23 protein-coding genes are annotated in these 18181 nt (G+C 46.7%); 6 read left to right on the top strand and 17 right to left on the bottom strand.

The features are described 5' to 3' along the window. Positions 1-120: 120 nt before the first annotated feature. Positions 121-408 carry an antibiotic biosynthesis monooxygenase gene (locus AAHT65_RS09250; protein ID WP_343311394.1) on the top strand — a complete coding sequence of 96 codons (288 nt, stop codon included), beginning with the start codon at positions 121-123 and terminating at the stop codon, positions 406-408. A gap of 5 nt (positions 409-413) precedes the next feature. On the opposite strand, the gene AAHT65_RS09245 is transcribed toward AAHT65_RS09250, so the two are convergent. The 9 genes from AAHT65_RS09245 to AAHT65_RS09205 all read right to left on the bottom strand — a co-directional run bounded on the left by AAHT65_RS09245 (position 414) and on the right by AAHT65_RS09205 (position 7919). After that, the gene (locus AAHT65_RS09245) at positions 414-659 is read right to left on the bottom strand and encodes a YczI family protein (protein ID WP_004430360.1); all 246 of its coding nucleotides are present in this window, start codon (positions 657-659) and stop codon (positions 414-416) included. Between the two features lie 189 nt (positions 660-848). Further along, complete coding sequence (locus AAHT65_RS09240) at positions 849-1487, bottom strand: GDSL-type esterase/lipase family protein (protein ID WP_106273004.1); 639 nt, start codon at positions 1485-1487, stop codon at positions 849-851. Positions 1488-1547: 60 nt separating this feature from the next. Beyond that, entirely contained in the window at positions 1548-2315 is a 768-nt protein-coding gene (locus AAHT65_RS09235; protein WP_343311523.1) for an IclR family transcriptional regulator, read from the bottom strand. Between the two features lie 16 nt (positions 2316-2331). Next, positions 2332-3339 (bottom strand): biotin-dependent carboxyltransferase family protein, encoded by a 1008-nt coding sequence (locus AAHT65_RS09230; protein ID WP_315917021.1) that lies wholly within the window; start codon positions 3337-3339, stop codon positions 2332-2334. Between the two features lie 2 nt (positions 3340-3341). After that, positions 3342-4046, bottom strand: a complete 705-nt coding sequence (pxpB, locus tag AAHT65_RS09225; protein WP_268514973.1) for a 5-oxoprolinase subunit PxpB — start codon at positions 4044-4046, stop codon at positions 3342-3344. A 65-nt stretch (positions 4047-4111) separates the two neighbouring features. Beyond that, a complete protein-coding gene (locus AAHT65_RS09220) occupies positions 4112-4906 on the bottom strand; it encodes a putative hydro-lyase (RefSeq protein WP_406589626.1) in 795 nt (264 codons plus the stop codon). A gap of 4 nt (positions 4907-4910) precedes the next feature. Next, positions 4911-6125 carry an NRAMP family divalent metal transporter gene (locus AAHT65_RS09215; RefSeq protein ID WP_094231380.1) on the bottom strand — a complete coding sequence of 405 codons (1215 nt, stop codon included), beginning with the start codon at positions 6123-6125 and terminating at the stop codon, positions 4911-4913. Positions 6126-6146: 21 nt separating this feature from the next. Further along, positions 6147-6914, bottom strand: coding sequence for a LamB/YcsF family protein (locus AAHT65_RS09210; protein WP_106360795.1), 768 nt, complete (start codon positions 6912-6914; stop codon positions 6147-6149). A gap of 255 nt (positions 6915-7169) precedes the next feature. Further along, positions 7170-7919: a Cof-type HAD-IIB family hydrolase gene (locus tag AAHT65_RS09205; protein ID WP_343311393.1), complete on the bottom strand. Its 750-nt coding sequence runs from the start codon at positions 7917-7919 to the stop codon at positions 7170-7172. 133 nt (positions 7920-8052) lie between these two features. Here AAHT65_RS09205 and AAHT65_RS09200 point away from each other — a divergent pair, with 133 nt between their 5' ends. Next, the gene (locus AAHT65_RS09200) at positions 8053-8217 is read left to right on the top strand and encodes a hypothetical protein (protein WP_004430331.1); all 165 of its coding nucleotides are present in this window, start codon (positions 8053-8055) and stop codon (positions 8215-8217) included. A 9-nt stretch (positions 8218-8226) separates the two neighbouring features. On the opposite strand, the gene AAHT65_RS09195 is transcribed toward AAHT65_RS09200, so the two are convergent. Together AAHT65_RS09195 and AAHT65_RS09190 are read right to left on the bottom strand one after the other, a co-directional pair. Next, the gene (locus tag AAHT65_RS09195) at positions 8227-8685 is read right to left on the bottom strand and encodes an NUDIX hydrolase (protein WP_106273006.1); all 459 of its coding nucleotides are present in this window, start codon (positions 8683-8685) and stop codon (positions 8227-8229) included. Next, positions 8682-9077 (bottom strand): 3-hydroxyacyl-ACP dehydratase FabZ family protein, encoded by a 396-nt coding sequence (locus tag AAHT65_RS09190; RefSeq protein WP_004430329.1) that lies wholly within the window; start codon positions 9075-9077, stop codon positions 8682-8684. Before AAHT65_RS09190 ends, AAHT65_RS09195 begins: the two co-directional genes overlap by 4 nt. Positions 9078-9165: 88 nt before the next feature. Between AAHT65_RS09190 and AAHT65_RS09185 the strand changes: the two genes are divergently transcribed. Beyond that, positions 9166-9741 (top strand): dienelactone hydrolase family protein, encoded by a 576-nt coding sequence (locus AAHT65_RS09185; RefSeq protein ID WP_343311392.1) that lies wholly within the window; start codon positions 9166-9168, stop codon positions 9739-9741. 39 nt (positions 9742-9780) lie between these two features. On the opposite strand, the gene AAHT65_RS09180 is transcribed toward AAHT65_RS09185, so the two are convergent. The 4 genes from AAHT65_RS09180 to AAHT65_RS09165 form a co-directional block, all read right to left on the bottom strand. Continuing rightward, positions 9781-10902, bottom strand: a complete 1122-nt coding sequence (locus AAHT65_RS09180) for a mannitol-1-phosphate 5-dehydrogenase (RefSeq protein WP_343311391.1) — start codon at positions 10900-10902, stop codon at positions 9781-9783. 1 nt (position 10903) lies between these two features. Then, positions 10904-11335: a PTS sugar transporter subunit IIA gene (locus tag AAHT65_RS09175; protein WP_004430324.1), complete on the bottom strand. Its 432-nt coding sequence runs from the start codon at positions 11333-11335 to the stop codon at positions 10904-10906. A gap of 25 nt (positions 11336-11360) precedes the next feature. Then, positions 11361-12809 (bottom strand): PTS mannitol transporter subunit IICB, encoded by a 1449-nt coding sequence (locus AAHT65_RS09170; RefSeq protein ID WP_343311390.1) that lies wholly within the window; start codon positions 12807-12809, stop codon positions 11361-11363. A gap of 166 nt (positions 12810-12975) precedes the next feature. Beyond that, complete coding sequence (locus tag AAHT65_RS09165; protein WP_004430322.1) at positions 12976-13329, bottom strand: hypothetical protein; 354 nt, start codon at positions 13327-13329, stop codon at positions 12976-12978. 175 nt (positions 13330-13504) lie between these two features. Here AAHT65_RS09165 and AAHT65_RS09160 point away from each other — a divergent pair, with 175 nt between their 5' ends. Genes AAHT65_RS09160 through AAHT65_RS09150 form a run of 3 tightly spaced genes read left to right on the top strand, consistent with a single transcriptional unit; the run spans position 13505 to position 16383 of the window. Next, the gene (locus AAHT65_RS09160; RefSeq protein WP_212064657.1) at positions 13505-14080 is read left to right on the top strand and encodes a DeoR family transcriptional regulator; all 576 of its coding nucleotides are present in this window, start codon (positions 13505-13507) and stop codon (positions 14078-14080) included. 32 nt (positions 14081-14112) lie between these two features. Next, entirely contained in the window at positions 14113-15747 is a 1635-nt protein-coding gene (locus tag AAHT65_RS09155; RefSeq protein ID WP_343311389.1) for a copper resistance protein CopC, read from the top strand. Between the two features lie 15 nt (positions 15748-15762). Further along, positions 15763-16383, top strand: coding sequence for a YcnI family protein (locus AAHT65_RS09150; RefSeq protein WP_343311388.1), 621 nt, complete (start codon positions 15763-15765; stop codon positions 16381-16383). A gap of 45 nt (positions 16384-16428) precedes the next feature. On the opposite strand, the gene gdh is transcribed toward AAHT65_RS09150, so the two are convergent. Both gdh and AAHT65_RS09140 read right to left on the bottom strand, forming a co-directional pair. Then, entirely contained in the window at positions 16429-17214 is a 786-nt protein-coding gene (gene gdh / locus AAHT65_RS09145) for a glucose 1-dehydrogenase (RefSeq protein WP_004430307.1), read from the bottom strand. Positions 17215-17234: 20 nt separating this feature from the next. Next, a complete protein-coding gene (locus tag AAHT65_RS09140; protein WP_004430305.1) occupies positions 17235-18098 on the bottom strand; it encodes a RhaT/GlcU family sugar-proton symporter in 864 nt (287 codons plus the stop codon). Positions 18099-18181 lie beyond the last annotated feature (83 nt).

The raw sequence follows: 18181 nt of genomic DNA, 5'->3' as shown, positions 1-18181 counted from the left end.
CTCCTAAAATGAAGGAACCGTGCAAGGATTTTTTTCTAGAAAGATCTAAAAAACAGAATATAAGCCTTTTTTCGGCGGAAGTATCTGGTACACTTTGTCTATAAGAAAGGGAGCGATCACATGATTAGAGAAGCGGCCATGCTGTATGTAAAAGAAGGGCTCGAGGATGAATTTGAAGAGGCGTTCCGCCGGGCGGCCCCGATTATATCCGGGATGAAGGGTTATATGACACATTCTTTATCAAAATGTATGGAAGAAACTCATAAATATCTGCTGCTCGTAGAATGGGAAACACTTGAGGATCACACAAAAGGCTTTCGCGGGTCTGCTGAATATCAAGAATGGAAAGCCTTGCTGCATCGCTTTTATTCTCCGTTTCCTGTGGTCGAGCATTTTCAAGATGTTTAATAGAATCAAATGACATTCAGCGTAAACCCGATAAGAGAGACGGACCATACAAAACCGGCAGTGTAGAAGTTAAATCTTCCAGAGCTGTCGTTTTCCCTTTTCCGTTCTTCAACCCCTTGAATGAACATCACCGCCCCCAGAAATACCAGCATAACCGACTGAATGACAGAGGTATGTTCAGCATAATTAAATGCATAAATAGCAAGCACAACGATAATAAATGCAAGAGACATTTTTATGATGCGAATCAAAAGTACCATCCTTTCTCATAAATGAAATATTGAGCGCAATACCTATATTTGACTTTGTCCTCCATTATTCTAGCGCACTTTTTTTGTCTATAGAACAGAGAATGGTAAATTTTAAGTTTCTTTTAATGTTTGGACAGACGCTCTGTCCGCCGCCTAAAAAAGCGCTCTGGACAAGAGCGCTTTTTGCTATCAATGAGCTATTTCTCCATAGCCGATCTTTTTCAGTGTATCAGCCATGACTTGATAGCCTTGACTGTTGGGGTGGACGCCGTCAAAGGATAGGTATTCTTTCTCCTTTCCTTTAAAAGCGCTGTATACATCAGCGATTTTCACATGGGGTGCTGAAGCTAATTGGCTGAGGTGTGAATTATAGGAAGTAATCCATTTATCCGCTATTGGGATGTCCGGAAAAGGGTTGTATAAATTGAAGACTCGGATAGCATAAGGGGGCGCATTTTTCCACTTGATGCGGGCAATCTGGGTGATCATTTTTTCGAAATTTTCGTGGCAGTGCTCGGATGCGCGGCGAAAAATGGTTTCGTCCGGGTTCTCTTGAAACGCTCGGACAGACTCAAAGAGATCGTTTCCGCATCCTGTAATAGTGATCATATCAGCGGTTTGTATCCGCTTTTGAACATGTGGCAGCGACAGCAGGTGCAGGATTTCTTCTGTTTCAAGCCCGGATTTCGCGAAGACCGATACGGAGACTTCTGCCTCTAAGTCAGCTTGCATGATATGCCGGAAGCGCTGGACGAATCCGCTGGAAAACAGCCCCGATCCTCTCCCTACAGTCAAAGAATCGCCGAGCGCCGTATATTCAATCCTCATATTCTTTCCTCCACTACGTTATTGTTGATATCCTAATGTACGCAGCGGAGGGAAATTTGGCTACTGTGTGTGCGGCAGTTTATACCCCATTTTTTCAGAAATCTGTAAAGCAGCGCCTTTGACCTTTTCGGTTAAATAAGGCAGCCGTTCTTTTGTAAATCTTGCTTCAAAACCCGCAATGCTGATGCCGGCCGCCACTTGCCCTTTATGGCCGAATATCGGGGCGCCGATCGCCGCTGTATAGTTTTCAAGTTCGGAATAGCTGACGGTATAGCCGTTTTCTAAAGACGAACTGATGGTTTGAAGCAGCTCTGCCGGGTCTGTAATGGTTCCTGAGCCGATCGGGACAAACTCAGTCTGTCTGATATATGTTTCAATTTGTTCCTGCGGCAGAAAGGACAATATGCTTCGGGCGCAGGCACCGGCATACAGAGGAGAGCGGCGGCCGATGGCTGTATACAGGCGGACGGTCTGTGTACCTTCGATTTTTTCGACATAGATCGCTTCATTTCCGTCCCTCATAATCAGATGTACGGCTTCGTCCACTTCTTGACAAAGCTCTTCCATCACCGGTTTTGCGATTTGTCTGATATCCAGACGTTCCGACACAAGCTGGCCAAACTCCAGGAATACAAGACCCAATGTATAGGCGCCATTGCGGTCGCGACTGAGAAGTCCCATTTCCTCCAAAGAGCTGACCATTCGGTGGACAGAGGTTTTCGGCATTCCCGATAGAGAAATCAGCTCGCTTAGCGTGAGCTTCGGTTCAGTTAAAAACAGATTGAGCAGCGCCATAGATTTTACGACCGTTTTGTTTTTGTTCTGCATCATTCCATCCCCTTTTTTAAGTGAGCCATTCCATCTTGATTCTCGTCTGCAATTCTTTCATGTGCTTTTCTCTCTTGATGACAAGAGCTTCCGCCTCCTGAAGGGGAACAGCCTGAAAATGAATCTGCTCCCCCGGCATGATCTGAGAGGCAGCGGGAAGATCAGCTGCAATGATGTGCGCGATTCTCGGATATCCCCCTGTCGTTTGTCTGTCCGCAAGAAGAATAATCGGATTTCCGTCAGGCGGGACCTGCACCGTACCAAAGGATACCGCTTCTGAAACCATTTCGAGCGGCTGCTTTAGTTCAAGCGGCTCTCCTTTGAGCCTGTAGCCCATCCGGTCGGACTGCGGTGTTACACGAAACGGTTCTTCGTAAAACCGGTCTTTCGATTTATCTGAAAAATCGGCAAATTGCTTTCCTTCCACAACTCGAATAACGGGATTTTTCTTCAGCGGGAGAAATCTGTACTTGCTGACGCTCCAATTCGGCGCTGAAAAGCCATTCTGATCCGGTTCTGTGCTTAATTTAGCAGTGATTTTTTTTGAAAGCGCGGTCATCTCTCCGATCGGAAGTTCGTCTTCCTTTTGCAGCGCTCTCCCGTGAAATCCTCCGATTCCGGCTCTGACGTATGTGCTTTTGCTTTCCATAACAGCCGGAACATCAAATCCTCCTGCAGCTGCCAAATAAGCACGGCAGCCAAGCTTGCAAGGACCAAAAGTGACTGTGCTGTTTTCCCGGACGAATACCGGCTTCCACAGCGGAGCCTCTTCTTCATTAATGCGCAGAGTAAAGTCCGCTCCAGTCACGGCGATTAACGCCGGTTGTGAAAAATAAAGCGACGGGCCGGGGCCCATTAAGGTGATCTCCAGCCCGGCTTCTGTCTCGCTGTTTCCAATCAGCATATTGGCGATGCGAAGCGAGACGGTGTCCATAGCCCCGCTTGCCAGCACGCCATATTTTTGATAGCCGGTTCTGCCTGTATCCTGGACCGTTGTGAGCAGCCCGGGTTTTAATACTTTCATGCTCAATTGGCTCCCTCCTTATAGCCGCTGTATTCAGCCTCCGATATTCGTACAAATTTGACTGTATCGCCTGCTCTCAGCAGACTCGGCGGATTTTCTTCAGGACGAAAAAGAGCAAGCGGCGTTTTGCCGATCAGCTGCCATCCGCCTGGAGTAGAGATGGGATAAACGCCTGTCTGACGCCCGGCAATCCCTACTGAGCCTGCGGGAATCGACGGTCTTGGCGACGATTTCCGGGGAGCTGCGATGCGTTCCGACATGCCTCCTAAAAACGGAAAGCCCGGCGCAAAGCCCAGCATATAAACCATGTATTCTCCTTCTGTATGTATGGAAATCACTTCTTCACATGTCAGCTCATTCATCTGCGCAACCTCTTCTAAATCAGGTCCGAATTCGCCGCCATAGCAAACGGGTATCTCGACAACCCTGCGGCTGCTTCTTTCTCCTGCTGACAGGCGGTTTACACGCGCTGCCACATAGGCCTTCACTTGTTCATAAGGAGAGCTTACTTCTTGAGACATGTGCTGATACACTTCATATATATCATAAAAGACCGTCACACTCGTAAAAGCCGGAATACATTCAATGAATCCCGGAAACGGCTGTTCCTCAATACAAGCAGCGGCCGCGTGGACAAGGCCGTTTACCTGTTCATTAATATCTTCGCCGAACTGAATCACAATTGCAGAATCGCCGTGCGGCTGCATGTTGACTATCGTTTTGGCCGTCTGTCGGTTCAATTAGATCACCTCGTTTAGTTCATTGTTGTGTGTCACAGCACGCCGAGCGTTTCATCACGAATATCGGTTATCAGCATGTGCCCGGGCGCATGTGTAATCATCATCTCAGGTTTAACCTGCATTGCGACGGCTTGCGGCGTCACTCCGCATGCCCAAAAAACCGGAACCTCGCCTTCCCGAACTCTAACCGCATCTCCGAAATCGGGCTTGTTCAGGTCATGAATGCCGATGGCTTGCGGGTTGCCGATTTGAATCGGACCGCCATGCACAGCCGGGAATCGTGAAGTGACTTGAGCTGCGCGGACAGCCTGCCATTCCGGCACAGGCCTCATACTGACAACCATCTGTCCACAGAACGGGCCCGCCGGAACACAATCTATATTGGTTTTGTACATCGGAACATTTGTCCCTTCTTCAATATGTCTGACACCTATTCCGTTATTAATGAGCGCCTGCTCAAAGGAAAAGCTGCACCCGATTAAAAACCCGACAAAATCGTCTTCCCAATATGGTGTAATATCCGTCACTTCCTCAGCCAAAACACCGTGTTGATAGATTCGGTATTTGGGCAAATCAGTTCTGATATCAGCCTGCGGGGCGATAATTGCCGGAACGGGAGAGCCCGCTTCCGTTACATCCAGCACCGGGCACGGCTTTTGGTTGCGCTGGCAAAATAATAGAAAGTTAAAAGCAAGCTCTTTTTTTAAAATGACGAGGTTGGCCTGCGCATAACCCGCGGACATTCCGGCGGTCGGCCCGCTGATTTTCCCCTCCCGTATCAAAGCACGGACATTCTTCGGCGCCATTTCGTTCCACGAACACTCCATTTTATCAGCTCCATAAAGTAGGCATTTGTGTAAACAATGTGTAAATCCCCATAATCGCCATAATGACTACAACAAATATTCCTGCGCACGTCAGCCAGAGCGGATGTTTATAATCGCCTACGATGTTTTTCTTATACGCAGCCACAAGAAGGGTTCCCAATGCGATCGGCAGAATCAATCCATTTAAAGAGCCGACAAGCACGAGGATTTTAGCAGGCTGGCCAATGGTGACAAAACTTAATGTCGATATCACGATAAAACCCATAATGATTCCCCGTGAGTTTTTCTCGATTTTCGGTGAAAAAGTTTTGAAAAACGAAACGGATGTATAAGCGGCTCCGATCACAGAGGTGATAGCAGCACTCCACATAATCAAACCGAATATTTTGTACCCGACATTTCCAGCCGCAAGCTGAAACACAGATGCCGCAGGGTTGCTTTCATCAATGTGCAGGCCTCTGGAAACAACACCAAGCACCGCAAGAAAAAGGGCAATCCGCATAATAGACGTAATTAAAATTCCCACGACAGAGCTTTTTGTCACTTGGGGAATAGATTCCTTCCCTTTAATTCCGGCATCAAGCAAACGGTGGCCTCCGGCAAATGTAATATAACCGCCGACGGTTCCGCCAACTAATGTCACGATAGCGAAGATGCTGATATCTTCCGGGACAAAGGTTTTAGCAACAGCCTGTCCGACCGGCGGAGAAGTTGTCACCGCAACATAAACCGTCAACAAAATCATGACGAATCCTGCAATTTGCGTAAAGCGGTCCATTGCTTTACCGGCTTCTTTAATAACAAATATTAAAATGGCAATGACTGCGCTGATCAAAGCGCCCATTTCAGGCGTGATGCCGAATAAAACCTGCAGTCCGAGCCCCGCGCCGCCTATGTTTCCGATATTAAACGCAAGACCCCCAATAACGACGAGGAACGCGATCACATAACCTAAGCCCGGTAATACCATGTTCGCGATTTCCTGTCCGCGTTTTCCGGAAACCGCAATAATCCGCCATACATTTGTTTGGGCAAAAATGTCCAAAATAATAGAGATTAAAATGACAAATCCGAAGCTTGCCGCCAATGTATTGGTAAAGGTGGCCGTTTGTGTCATAAAACCCGGGCCGATGGCGGACGTTGCCATTAAGAATGCCGCCCCCATGAGCAATGACCAGCTGCCTGACTTCTTTCCTGCTGCTTTTTTCTGCTGCTCCATCTTTTGTTCCTCCTTTTCGGATTACTCTTGGGTTGAAATAGGGGTTACTTGAATTCCAGCCTGTTTCAGTTCTTTTCTGATATTTTTCGCAAAGGTCAGCGCATGGGCGCCGTCTCCATGAATGCATACCGTATCAGCCTTCAACGGCACATCCCGGCCTTGCTGGGATTTTACGGCTCCTTCTTTCACCATTTTGATCACCTGTCCGACAGCCGCGGCATCATCTTGGATTAATGCATCCGGCTGCGAGCGCGGCGTCAATGTACCGTCTGCTTGATAGGTTCGATCAGCAAAGACTTCTTGAGCCGTCTTAAGCCCGATTTTTTCTCCGGCTTTGACCAGCTCGCTTCCGGCAAGCCCAAAAAGAATAAGCTCCGGGTTAACGTTATAAACGGCTTTGGCAATTGCATGTGACAGCTTCTCGCTGCCTGCAGCCATATTATAAAGTGCGCCGTGCGGCTTCACATGCTGCATCTCAAGCCCCTCGGCTTTCAAAAATCCCGACAGCGCGCCGATCTGATAGATCACAAGGTCATACGCTTCCTCAGGCGTAATCGCGATATTTCTTCGGCCGAAGCCTTGTAAATCCGGCAGTCCGGGATGCGCGCCGATCTTCACTCCGTTGTCAGCCGCAAGCGCAACTGTTTTGCGCATCACACCGGGATCCCCAGCATGAAAACCGCAAGCAATGTTCGCAGATGTGACAAATGCCAAAATATCCTCATCAAGCCCGATTCTATAGGCTCCGAAGCTTTCTCCTAAATCACAATTCAAATCAATCTGAAACATAAGACCCCTCCTGATTCGCTTCATTTATAGCGTTCCATTATCCGGAACCATTATTCCGAATTTTTGAACTTTATTTGATTATAACAATTTTGTCAGATTGCGAAATACTTTTGTCAGAAAACCTACCATTTACCCAGAAACTGCTCGATTAGATTACACGCAAGTCCTGAAAAAGCCGCCAGCACCAGAAGATAGCGTTTACATATTTTAAAATAACAAAAGCTCCCTCACAACGAGGGAGCTTTCACTTTATCCTTATAATACCCAGTGCCGTATTGCTTTAGCGACACCGTCTTCTATGTTTGTATCTGTGACCCAGTCAGCGGTTTCTTTTACGATATCTTGCGCATTGCCCATAGCGATGCCGACTCCCGCTTTTTCAATCATCGCGATATCATTCAGGCTGTCGCCCATCGCCATGACATTTTCCATCGTGAAGTCAAGCTTCTCCGACACCTTCGCAAGTGCGGCCGCTTTGTTAATGCCGAGGGCATTGACTTCGATGTTTGTCGGGCTTGAATTCGTGATTTCAAGTTCTTTGTTTTTCTTTAGCTCTTTGAGCACTTCGTTTCTAATATCGTCATCTTCTATATCGAAGCCGAACTTGAGCCATTCATGGTCAGTGATGGTTTCAGGAAATTCACCTCTCCACACTTTATCCACAGTGGAAGCCCAGAAATTTGTATTATGCTTATTTTTTAAATCCCACATCATTTGAATGTGATCCGTATGAAGCAGCTGGCGCTCTACCAAGTTAAACTCAGAATCCCAAATCTCGCTTCCGTTTGCTGTAATTAAATAGGATGACAGCTTCAGTGATTCTGCCAGCTCCCGGCACGTCATTAGCGTCCGCCCCGTGCTGATTACCACGTAAACGCCTTTGTCCTCCGCTTCGCGTATCGCTTGGCGATTTCCTTCTGATATCAGCTGCTCATCATTCAGCAGGGTGCCATCCATATCAATGGCGATTAGTTTTATATCCACTTCTTCTCTTTGTATTGGCATATATGTACCTCACTTTATCTATTTTAGTCGGTCTCTTGTCTATTCTAATACATTATACCCAACGGGACAAAAAAGCGATTTCACATGTTTGGCCAAAAGAAATAAGAGGAAAACAATTGGAGAGGTGATAAAAATGAAAGAAAGAAAACAGCAAAACCATAAAAATGAGAATCCTGAACATAACGACTTGACCGATCCGATCCCGCTTGAAGAATTAAAGGAAAATGCAAATGACGAAAAACACAAACGCGATCAAAGAGAAGACTCACAAAGCGAACAAGACTATGACAAAAAATAACGCAACCCCTCACGGTTTATTGTGAAGGGTTTTTTTCTTTAGAGCGGCTTCCCGTACAGCCCAGCTTTGGTGTTCATGAAACAGCCCGCCGATTGCGTCTTCTGAGGGCACCCATTCATAATGATGGTCTTCCTCCGTCGGCTCGCACATCTTTTCACCCTTTTTACATATATAAAAGTGCCCGATGCTTAAAGAATCCTTATGCTCTTTTGTTGAATAAAAATATCTCTTGGCGCTGCCTATATACTCACCGACTGAGATGGCGGAGCCCATTTCTTCTCTCGCCTCTCGCACGAGACATTGTTCATGTGTTTCCTGACCTTCAATGCCGCCTCCCGGCAAAAACAATTTGCCGCAGTCTGTCCGGATGAGCCCGACTTGATCCAAAGAAGGATGGAAGATGACGGCATACACACCTGTTCTCGGTTCGTATACCGCTTCTTCTTTTTTTAAACCGAATACCTTCATGATTGTTCGATATAGATGCCGATTTCCGCCTCTGCAACGGAGGTTCCATTCACAGACGCTTTGGCATGGCCAAAAACAAACCCCCGTTTGTTGCGGGTGACTTCAAAGAACAGGTCAAGACGGTCCCCAGGCATCGCTGCTCCGTTTTTTTCCGCTTTCTTCACCGATGACAGCAAGCCCAGACGGTTCTCATCCGTAATGCCGGTGAAGGCTGCTGTTTGGGCAAGTGCTTCAATCACGAGAGAAAACGGCATTTCTCTTTGTGTATCTGTGATAAACCAGTCGTTTTCACTAATGAGCTTATAAGCGGCGGCATGTTTTCCTGGCTCGCTTTCCGTTACGCCGTCAATGAATAAAAATGGGTAGCGGTGAGGTAATGATAATTGATTCATTGAGTTTCAATCCTTTTTGATTCATTATACCCCAGCTGACTGCCGTCTGATAGGATATAATGGAAAACAAAACGGGAAGGAGACCCTCATGTTGCAGAAGCCGCTCGTCATTCTCATTCATGAAATATACGGGGTGAATTCGCATATAAAAAAGATGGCCCGGCTCATCAAAATGGCGGGTTATGATGTCATGACGCCAAATCTTCTCGGAGATCAAGAGGTTTATTCATTAAAAGAGGAAAAGGCGGCATACGAGCAGTTCTCAATGCATAATCGTCTGACAGCCGGGGAAAAAATCATCAGAAAGTTGATTGTGCGTAACAAAAACGCCGGCCGGATTATATATGTCATAGGGTTCAGCGCGGGGGCAACCATTGCGTGGAAATGCAGCAGCATGCCTGAGCTGAGCGGCGCCGTTTGTTATTACGGCTCTCGAATCCGTGATCACCTTGACGTTCATCCGGCATGTCCGGTGTTATTGTTTTTCCCTGCGTATGAACCGTCGTTTGATGTTTCAGATGTGATCACTCGCATAAAAAAGAAAGAAAACCGGTTTATTAGCCTTTATCAATTCGACGCGCCCCACGGGTTTGCAAATCCTGACTCAGCCCATTTTGACAGAGCTGTTTTTTTAAAGTCTCTTTCTATTATAGCAGACTTATAGAAGGCAAAAAAAAGCCCGCGCCTTTCTTGGCGCGGACGATTATTGATTTAATTTCTTTAGGACGATCGCATGCAGCTGTTCATCAGGCTGAATGCCGCAAACCTCTTGAAGTGTGCCGCTGTAACCTTTTTCAGCGATCAGCGCTTGCAGTTCAACAGCTTCCGGGTCGCCGCTGAAGTCAAATCGAAGCGCGGCGGCAATACCTTCCGCCAATGCGTTAGGCTCTTTTATTTTTTTGGCAGGGCCTATCAGTCTATCATTCGCTCCGAGCTTTCTGAGCGGTGATCTTGCCACCCGGGTGAGATCATCGGAAATAAATTCATTTTCAAAGCGGCCGATGATTTTCTTAATATATTGCTCATGATCCGCTTGCTTAAAGCCGTACGTTTTCACTAGATACTCGCCTGTCTCTAAAAGCGCCGCATGAACAACACGGCGGATTTCCGGATGGTCAATGGCTTCTTTCACCGTTTTTAATCCGCGCTGATAGCCGACATAGGCTGTGACCGCATGGCCTGTATTGACAGTAAACAGCTTTCTTTCGATGAAAGGGGTTAAATCATCAACAAATAGCGCACCCTCAATCACCGGTGTTTTCCCTTTAAAGCCTGATTCATCTATCACCCATTCAAAAAACGGTTCAACTGATACTTTCAGCGGATCTTCATGATGCTGAATCGGCACAATCCGGTCTACAGCGGAATCAGGGAAACCGACAGAGCGGCTGACAGCTTCCTGCTCCGCTTCCGTCAAATGGGTATAGATTTCTTTTTTCAAAAAGCTGCTTCCGCCGATCATATTTTCACAAGCGATGATATTTAATGGATTGGCTGAGCTTCTTCGTCTCAATCCTTCGGCGATAGCGGGGGCAATCAGCTTCAAAACATGAGGCCCGACCGCTGTTGTGATAAGCGTTGCATCGTTGATCAAACGATACAGCTCCTCCGGCTGGCTGCCGCTGTTGATCGCGCTGACCGGCCCGATTACCTCAGACGAATGTCCGGCTTCGGCAAGCTCCACTGTATATTCCCGCTTTTCATTGAGGGCATCAACCATCTCAGCGTTCACATCTGCAAACACCACTTCATAACCGGAATGATGAAGCAATGCGCCGATAAAGCCGCGGCCAATATTTCCGGCACCGAAATGTAAGGCAATCATATTAGTTCACCTCGTTGAAAATGGCGATCAGTTCCTCTTCACTTTTCGCGTTTATTAACCGTTCAATGTTTTCTTCTTCTGAACAAATGATCGCAATGTTTGACAAAATATCAAGGTGCTCGTTATTTTTTCCGGCGATGCCGAACACCACTTTGGCTGTGTTGCCCTCACCGTACTCCACTCCGTCAGGAATGTGAATGATGGAGATACCTGAGTGAAGGACCTCTCCCTTCGCATCCTCCGTGCCGTGCGGAATGGCAATGAAGTTCCCCATAAATGTTGATGATGTTTCTTCCCGTTCAAACATTTTGGCAATATAGTCATCTGTCACATAGCCATTTTCAATCAGCGTCTGACCCGCCAAACGAATCGCTTCTTCTTTTGACTTCACTGTCTGATTCAATTTAATGTTTTCTTTTGCGAGTACTTGCATCATAAACACACTCTCTTTCTCTCAACTAATTATTTTTAAGCTTTTCAATCAGCTCATCGTATTTCGGGCTGTTCAAGAAATTATCAACCGAAATGTGCGTCACGTTTGGCAATTTCGCTTTTGCTCGTTCTGTTAAATCCTTATGAGTGATGACGATATCCGTGTCACTTGGCAGGTTGTTGATCGCCGTGTTGGTGACACTGATATCAAGCTCTGCTTTTTTCACCTTGTTTCTTAAAATAGAGGCGCCCATTGCGCTTGATCCCATTCCTGCATCACATGCAAAAATGATTTTATTTACGTTTTCATGCGTTACTTCAGCTGTTTCTTCAGCTTCTGCTGCTTCTTTTTCTGTTTCTGTCAAAGCGGCTGCCGCTTGGCTGTTCTTGCCTTTCATTGCCTGCATTTTTTCCGCTGCGGCCGTTAAATCTTCTTCACCCGCTTTAGAGGATTTTAAGATAACGGCTGACACGATGAACGATACGGCGGTTGCCACAATGACACCGGCAATGACGCCCAGATAGTTTCCTCTCGGTGTCATTGCAAGGATGGCGAAGATGCTTCCCGGTGAAGAGGCTGCCACTAGACCCGCGTTAAAGATCGAGAATGTTAACAGTCCGCTAGCTCCTCCGGCGATGGCCGCTAGGATCAGCATCGGCTTCATTAAAATGTACGGGAAATAAATCTCGTGAATTCCGCCGAAGAAATGAATGACCGCCGCGCCTGGTGCTGTTGATTTTGAAGAGCCCTTTCCAAAGAACATATACGCCAGCAAAATGCCTAGGCCAGGTCCCGGGTTCGCTTCAACCAAGAACAGAATGGATTTACCAGTATTCGCAGCCTGTTCGATTCCGATCGGGCTTAAAATTCCGTGGTTAATCGCGTTATTCAGGAACAATACCTTTGCCGGTTCAACGAACACACTCGCAATCGGCAATAAATTGGCGTGTACAATCACTTCAACACCGGCCGCCAGAATTTTATTTAAAGAAAGAACAACCGGGCCGATGGCGTAAAACGCTATAATCGTTAAAATTGCTCCGATAATGCCTGCCGTAAAGTTGTTGATCAGCATTTCAAAGCCTTGTCTCACTTTATCTTTAAACAATTTATCAATCTGCTTGATCAGGTATCCGCCTAACGGACCCATGATCATGGCACCTAAAAACATTGGAATATCTGATCCGACAATCACCCCGATGGCCGCAGTCGCTCCGACGACTCCGCCTCGGTGGTCGTAAATCATTTTTCCGCCTGTATACGCTATCAAGAGCGGCAGTAAATACGTTATCATCGGGCTGACTAATGTATTCAGCTGCTCATTCGGAAGCCATCCCGCCGGAATAAAAAGCGCCGTGATAATCCCCCACGCGATAAACGCGCCGATATTCGGCATGATCATCCCGCTCAAATAGCTGCCGAAGCGCTGAATTTTCACTTTCATGCCAGCCTGCTGCTCATCTTGCTGCTGCATATATAAACCCTCCCTGTTGTGCTGTCATCATAGGGCTTTTCATCATGTTGTCTGCCCCTTACCTACATATTAAAACGCTTTCATCAAGCACACAATTGAAAGTAAAGAGGAGTTTGGCACAGAGGCTGTGACAAAATTTTAAAAATAAAAAAAGACACCTGCGCAATCAGGAGCCTTTTCTTTTTCCTTTATAAATAATCGTTCCATTGCTGATCACGTACTTCGCCATCAGCCGTTCACTTACGATAAAAACGGGATACGCACAGACGAGCGCAAACACGGCCACCGGAATATGCTGAACCGCCGGAAGGATTGGGCTGACTGCATTGCGAATGATTTCTGCAAGATAAATCAAAAATACGATCAAAGCAAGCGCCGCAATCATAATCGGAGCTGATACTTTATATTCATGAAGCCGTTCCCGGCAGTGTCCGCAGCGAAATGCACATGGGATATTGGACGATCTGACCATGTCGCCTGTTAAAGGTTTGCCGCAGTTTGGGCATAATGTTTCTTTCATGTGGTATTCCTCACTCTCAATCATTCAGTACGCTCTTTATTATAACAGAGACGATTGCGATACGTTTTGTTGCTGTTCAACACATTTTCACATTTTTCATCATTCTCATACTTGTACACACCTGTAAAATCATCTACGCTAAAGATGAACTAAAACAAAGGGGTGAATAAACGGTATGCTCCCGATTAACAGGCAGCAGAAGCTGATCGAGTGGCTGAAGGAAGAAGGCGCCCTAAGAATAGCGGATATCAGCGCAAGGTTCGGTGTTTCTGAAATGACGGTTTACAGGGATGTGAATCAGCTTGCGAAAACAAAGCAGGTGATCAAAACGTCCGGCGGCATTGCGCTCGCTGAAAACAGTTCTTTACCAGCGGCAAATCTGTGCAGTTATTGTCTGAAGCCGGTTAATCACACATATTCAGTCCAGCTGATAACCGTGGGTCAGGAAGTTGAACAGCTTTGCTGCGCCCATTGCGCGTTTTTGCGGTACGAAGATAAAAAGGAAGAGGTCTCTCATCTCATCTGCAAAGACTTTCTGCTGCAAACAACGGTCAGTGCCGCGTCTGCTGCTTTTCTGCTGCATGCCGAGCTTGATCTGCACTGCTGTCAGCCACAGGCCATTCCGTTTGCGTCGCTTGACCATGCGGAGCGATTTCAAAAAGGCTTTGGCGGAACGATCTGCACCTTCGGCAAAGCGCTCGAAATCATTTTAAACGACAGGCAAAAGGGATGCGCCTGCACCAAGACATAACATTATCTATTGCGGAAGGTGGTGTCTGAGTAATGAAACGAAACAGAATATGGATCATCCTTCTGCTTTTTCTTGTTTTCATTCCGAAAACAAGCTTTGCTCACGCCTATATTGTCAATTCGACGCCAAGTGAAAACAGTGAATTAAAAAAAGCGCCATCACAGGTTGAGATTGAATTTAATGAACCTGTAGAAGAGGGCTTTCATTACATTAAAGTGTACAATTCATCTGGCGAACGGGTTGATAAAAATCATACAGACATAAAAAAAGATAACAAACACATCATGATCACAAAGTTGAAAAAGAACCTGCCCGAGGATATTTACAGAGCGGAATGGAACGCGGTGTCTGCTGACGGGCACCCGGTTTCCGGTGTCATCCCGTTCAGTATCGGAAAAGCCGATGGGGGGTTCGGCGGCCAGAAGGCTTCGGGTTCCGAGCTTCACCCTGAAACAGCCATTGACCGCGCCGTTTTGTACACAGCGTTTTCTCTGTTTATCGGAACGGTCTTATTTCATCTCGTTTGGTTTAAAGCGGCCGCGGAATTGTCTGACCCGCTTATACGGCGCACGAGGAACATACTGATTCTATCAGTTGTGTGTATGGGGATTGCCCTCTTGCTTCAGCTCCCCATCCAAACAAAGGCAAATGCGGGAGGCGGCTGGGCGGCGGCGTTTCAAGCCGGCTATCTAAAGGAAACCCTGCTGCAAACCGCGGGAGGCGCCATCTGGATGATTCAGATTGGATTATACGCGCTGCTTGTCCTATCCGTCCTCCCGGCTTTACGCAAGAACCGCTTTGATTCGTTCAAATATTGGACTGCGCCGCTCATCTTCTTTTTCGGCCTGCTGCTTGCGAAGGCATTTACCGGGCATGCGGCAGTCGTGGAAGAAAAAGCGGTCGGTGTATTCATGGATTTCCTTCATCTGTCGTCTGCCTCCATTTGGGTCGGCGGAATTGCGGCTCTTACGCTGCTGCTTTGGAATGAATGGAAACACGCTGACAAAACGCTCGCATGGGAAACTGTCAAACGCTTCTCACCATGGGCACTCGTGTCTGTCGGTGTTATCTTGTTCTCCGGATTGCTGAATGGATTCTTTATCATTCGGTCGATGGATTCGCTGTTCCATACAGCATACGGCCAGACGCTCTTACTCAAAAGCGGCCTGTTTGTCATGATGCTCATATTCGGCGCGATCCATTATATGTCCACAAGAAAACCGCGCCAAAAAGGGATCGGAAGGACAATAAAGGCCGAGTGGGCCATCGGGATTGCCGTGCTGATTACAGCTGCCGTCTTTACAAGCCTGCCAAGTCCGCCTGAACCGGTACCAGAGCCGTTTTTCCAATCAAAAGCTATTGAAAAAGGCCAAATGGTTTCACTCAGCATCAGCCCGAACCAGCCGGGGAAAAATGAGTTTGACCTGAGAGTGACCGACCATAACGGCGATCCGGTTAAAGATATTCAACAGATCAGCATCACCGTATATAAAACAGGATTGTCCGGCAATCAAAATAAGAGCACCTTCCAATTAAAAGAGTCAAAGCAAGGCGTATTCGAAGCAGAGAATTTGTCCATTAATGAAAAGGGCAACTGGAAGGTCAAGGTCCACGGGTTAACCGGTGATTTTAATGAAATCAATATCATGTTTTCTAAAACGAATTAAAAAGGAGTTTTTGTCATGATCAAAAAATATGCAATCGCTTTTCTTCCCGCTGTTGTGGCATCGTTATTATTTTTCACAGTTCCGGCCAGCGCACACGTGTCTGTGAAGCCGGCTGAATCAGCAGCAGGCTCATGGGAAACGTATACAATGAAAGTACCGGTGGAAAAAGACCAGCCGACGACAAAGCTTGTGCTGAAAATGCCGAAGGGTGTAGAATTCCAGCAATATGAACCGGTTCCAGGCTGGAAAGTCTCAAGCGCAAAGCATGATGACAAATCAGTATCTGTCACTTGGGAAGCAACGGACGGCGGTATTCAGCCCGGCCAGTTCCAGCAGTTCACTTTTGTAGCGAAGAATCCTGATAAAGCAGAACAAGCTGCTTGGGACGCGTATCAATATTACAAAGACGGCAGCATTGTAGAATGGACCGGAGATGAGGACGCTGACACGCCTCATTCCATCACACAGATTACAAAATCAGCAAATGTAACAGATGAGCATGGCGCTACACAGACGAAAGAGGAATCCGATGCAGCAGCATCCGGTCCTTCAGCGCTTGATATAACAGCCATCGTGCTGTCCGCAGCCGCCATTATTCTATCCATTGCCGCACTTGTAAAGAAAAAGCGCGCATAATAAAAAAGCGATCCAGATCAAGTATCTGAGATCGCTTTTTTTTGATTACCCGCGTCCTGCTTGGAATGAAGGATATTTGGTCATTCCTCCATCAGCAAACAAAGTAATACCCGTTACATAGCTGGATTCTTTGGAAGCGAGCCACACCGCTACAGAAGCGATTTCCTCAGGTTCCCCGATATAACCCATCGGAATCATGCTTTCTACGTCTTTCTTCTGCACTGGATCTGCGAATTTTTCCGCGTTGATCGGGGTGTTAATCGCACCAGGACCGATATTATTGACACGAATGCCTTTCGGCGCGTATTCAAGCGCCAATGTTTCGGTCATTAATTTGATGCCGCCTTTACTTGCCGCATAGTGGACAAATAATGGCCATGGGATCATTTCATGCACACTGGACATGTTGATGACATTTCCTTTGATATTGTTTTCAACAAAATATTTGATCGCTTCACGGCTTCCTAAAAAAGCGCCGGTCAGGTTTGTGCTGATGACTTTGTTCCAATCATCAAGCGGCATCTCATGAGAAGCAACAGGATTTTCACGGCCTGCATTATTAATCATGACATCTAATGTGCCGAACTCTTGGATCGCTGTTTTGACGATATTTCTCACATCATCTTCTTTCGTGACATCTCCTTGAACGACCACCGCTTCGCCGCCAGCTTGAACGACTTCTTCTTTTACGCTGTTTGCGTCCTTTTCATTGTTAAAATAGTTAATGACAACTTTTGCCTGCTCTTTTCCGAAACGAAGAGCCATTGATTTTCCCAGTCCTGATGACGCCCCTGTAATGGCAACGACTTTTCCTTTTAAATCTGTATACATGTCCATCCTCCTAATATGTGTTATGAATTTGCTTTAGCTATCCCTAAGAATACGGCTGCTACGATAATCAGTATGATGCCGATCGCAATGGCGATAAGCTGACGTTTTGTTTTCTTTTCCCGCAGGATAAAAATGCCGCCGAGCGTGGAAATAACAATTCCCATTTGGGACAGTGAAAAGCTTGTCGCGACTCCGACCCTGGGCTGAGAAATAAACAAAAACATATTCCCCGCCGCCCAGATCAGACCCGGAAGAATATTCCTGACGGCATACTTGTTAAAGGGTTTATGCTTATAGGTTAATATCACTCCGCCAATCACCATTCCGATCGCCTGCGGAAAAAGAGCCGACCAGCCGGAAACGCCGAACAATCTCGCCACGACGACATAAATCAAATAGCCGAGTGTCGAAATCAACAGGATGACAATGCCTTTTTTAAAGTTTCCAGGCTCACCGTCAGCCTCTCCCTTTTTATCATTTAATGAAGTGAGTACGATTCCAACAATGATAAAGATAAGGGCAAGGATTCCTAATGTTATTGCGATGGGTGTGGACCATTCTTTAAAAACGATCACACCGAACAAGGAAGTTGATACAAGCTGCATCCCGGTGGAGATGGGCATCGTCTTTGATACACCCATTAATTGAATGCTTTTCAGCTGGTTGCTTTGCCCGAGTGACCAAAATAAGCCGGACACAATCCCAACGAGGAAAATCTTCATCGAGAGCACAGGCTGAACAAAAAAGTAGATCACAATTGAAACAAGCAGCGCCCCGATCGTTGTTCCCAGCGTTTGGCTGTACGGTCCGCCGCCTAATTTGACATTGAATAACACAATGCTCCCCCAAAACAAAGCCGGGAGAAGAGCCAATAATAAATCCATAGATGGGGAACCTTCTTTCAAAAGTATTTGTCATTATTTTGGCTTGAGTATGCGTAATTATTCCGGATATCTTGAAAGAGGGA

It is taken from the genome of Bacillus atrophaeus (genome assembly GCF_039519175.1).
Taxonomy (GTDB): Bacteria; Bacillota; Bacilli; order Bacillales; family Bacillaceae; genus Bacillus; species Bacillus atrophaeus.
Note: the sequence above shows the minus strand (reverse complement) of the source record. Positions and strands in the feature narration are given on the sequence as shown.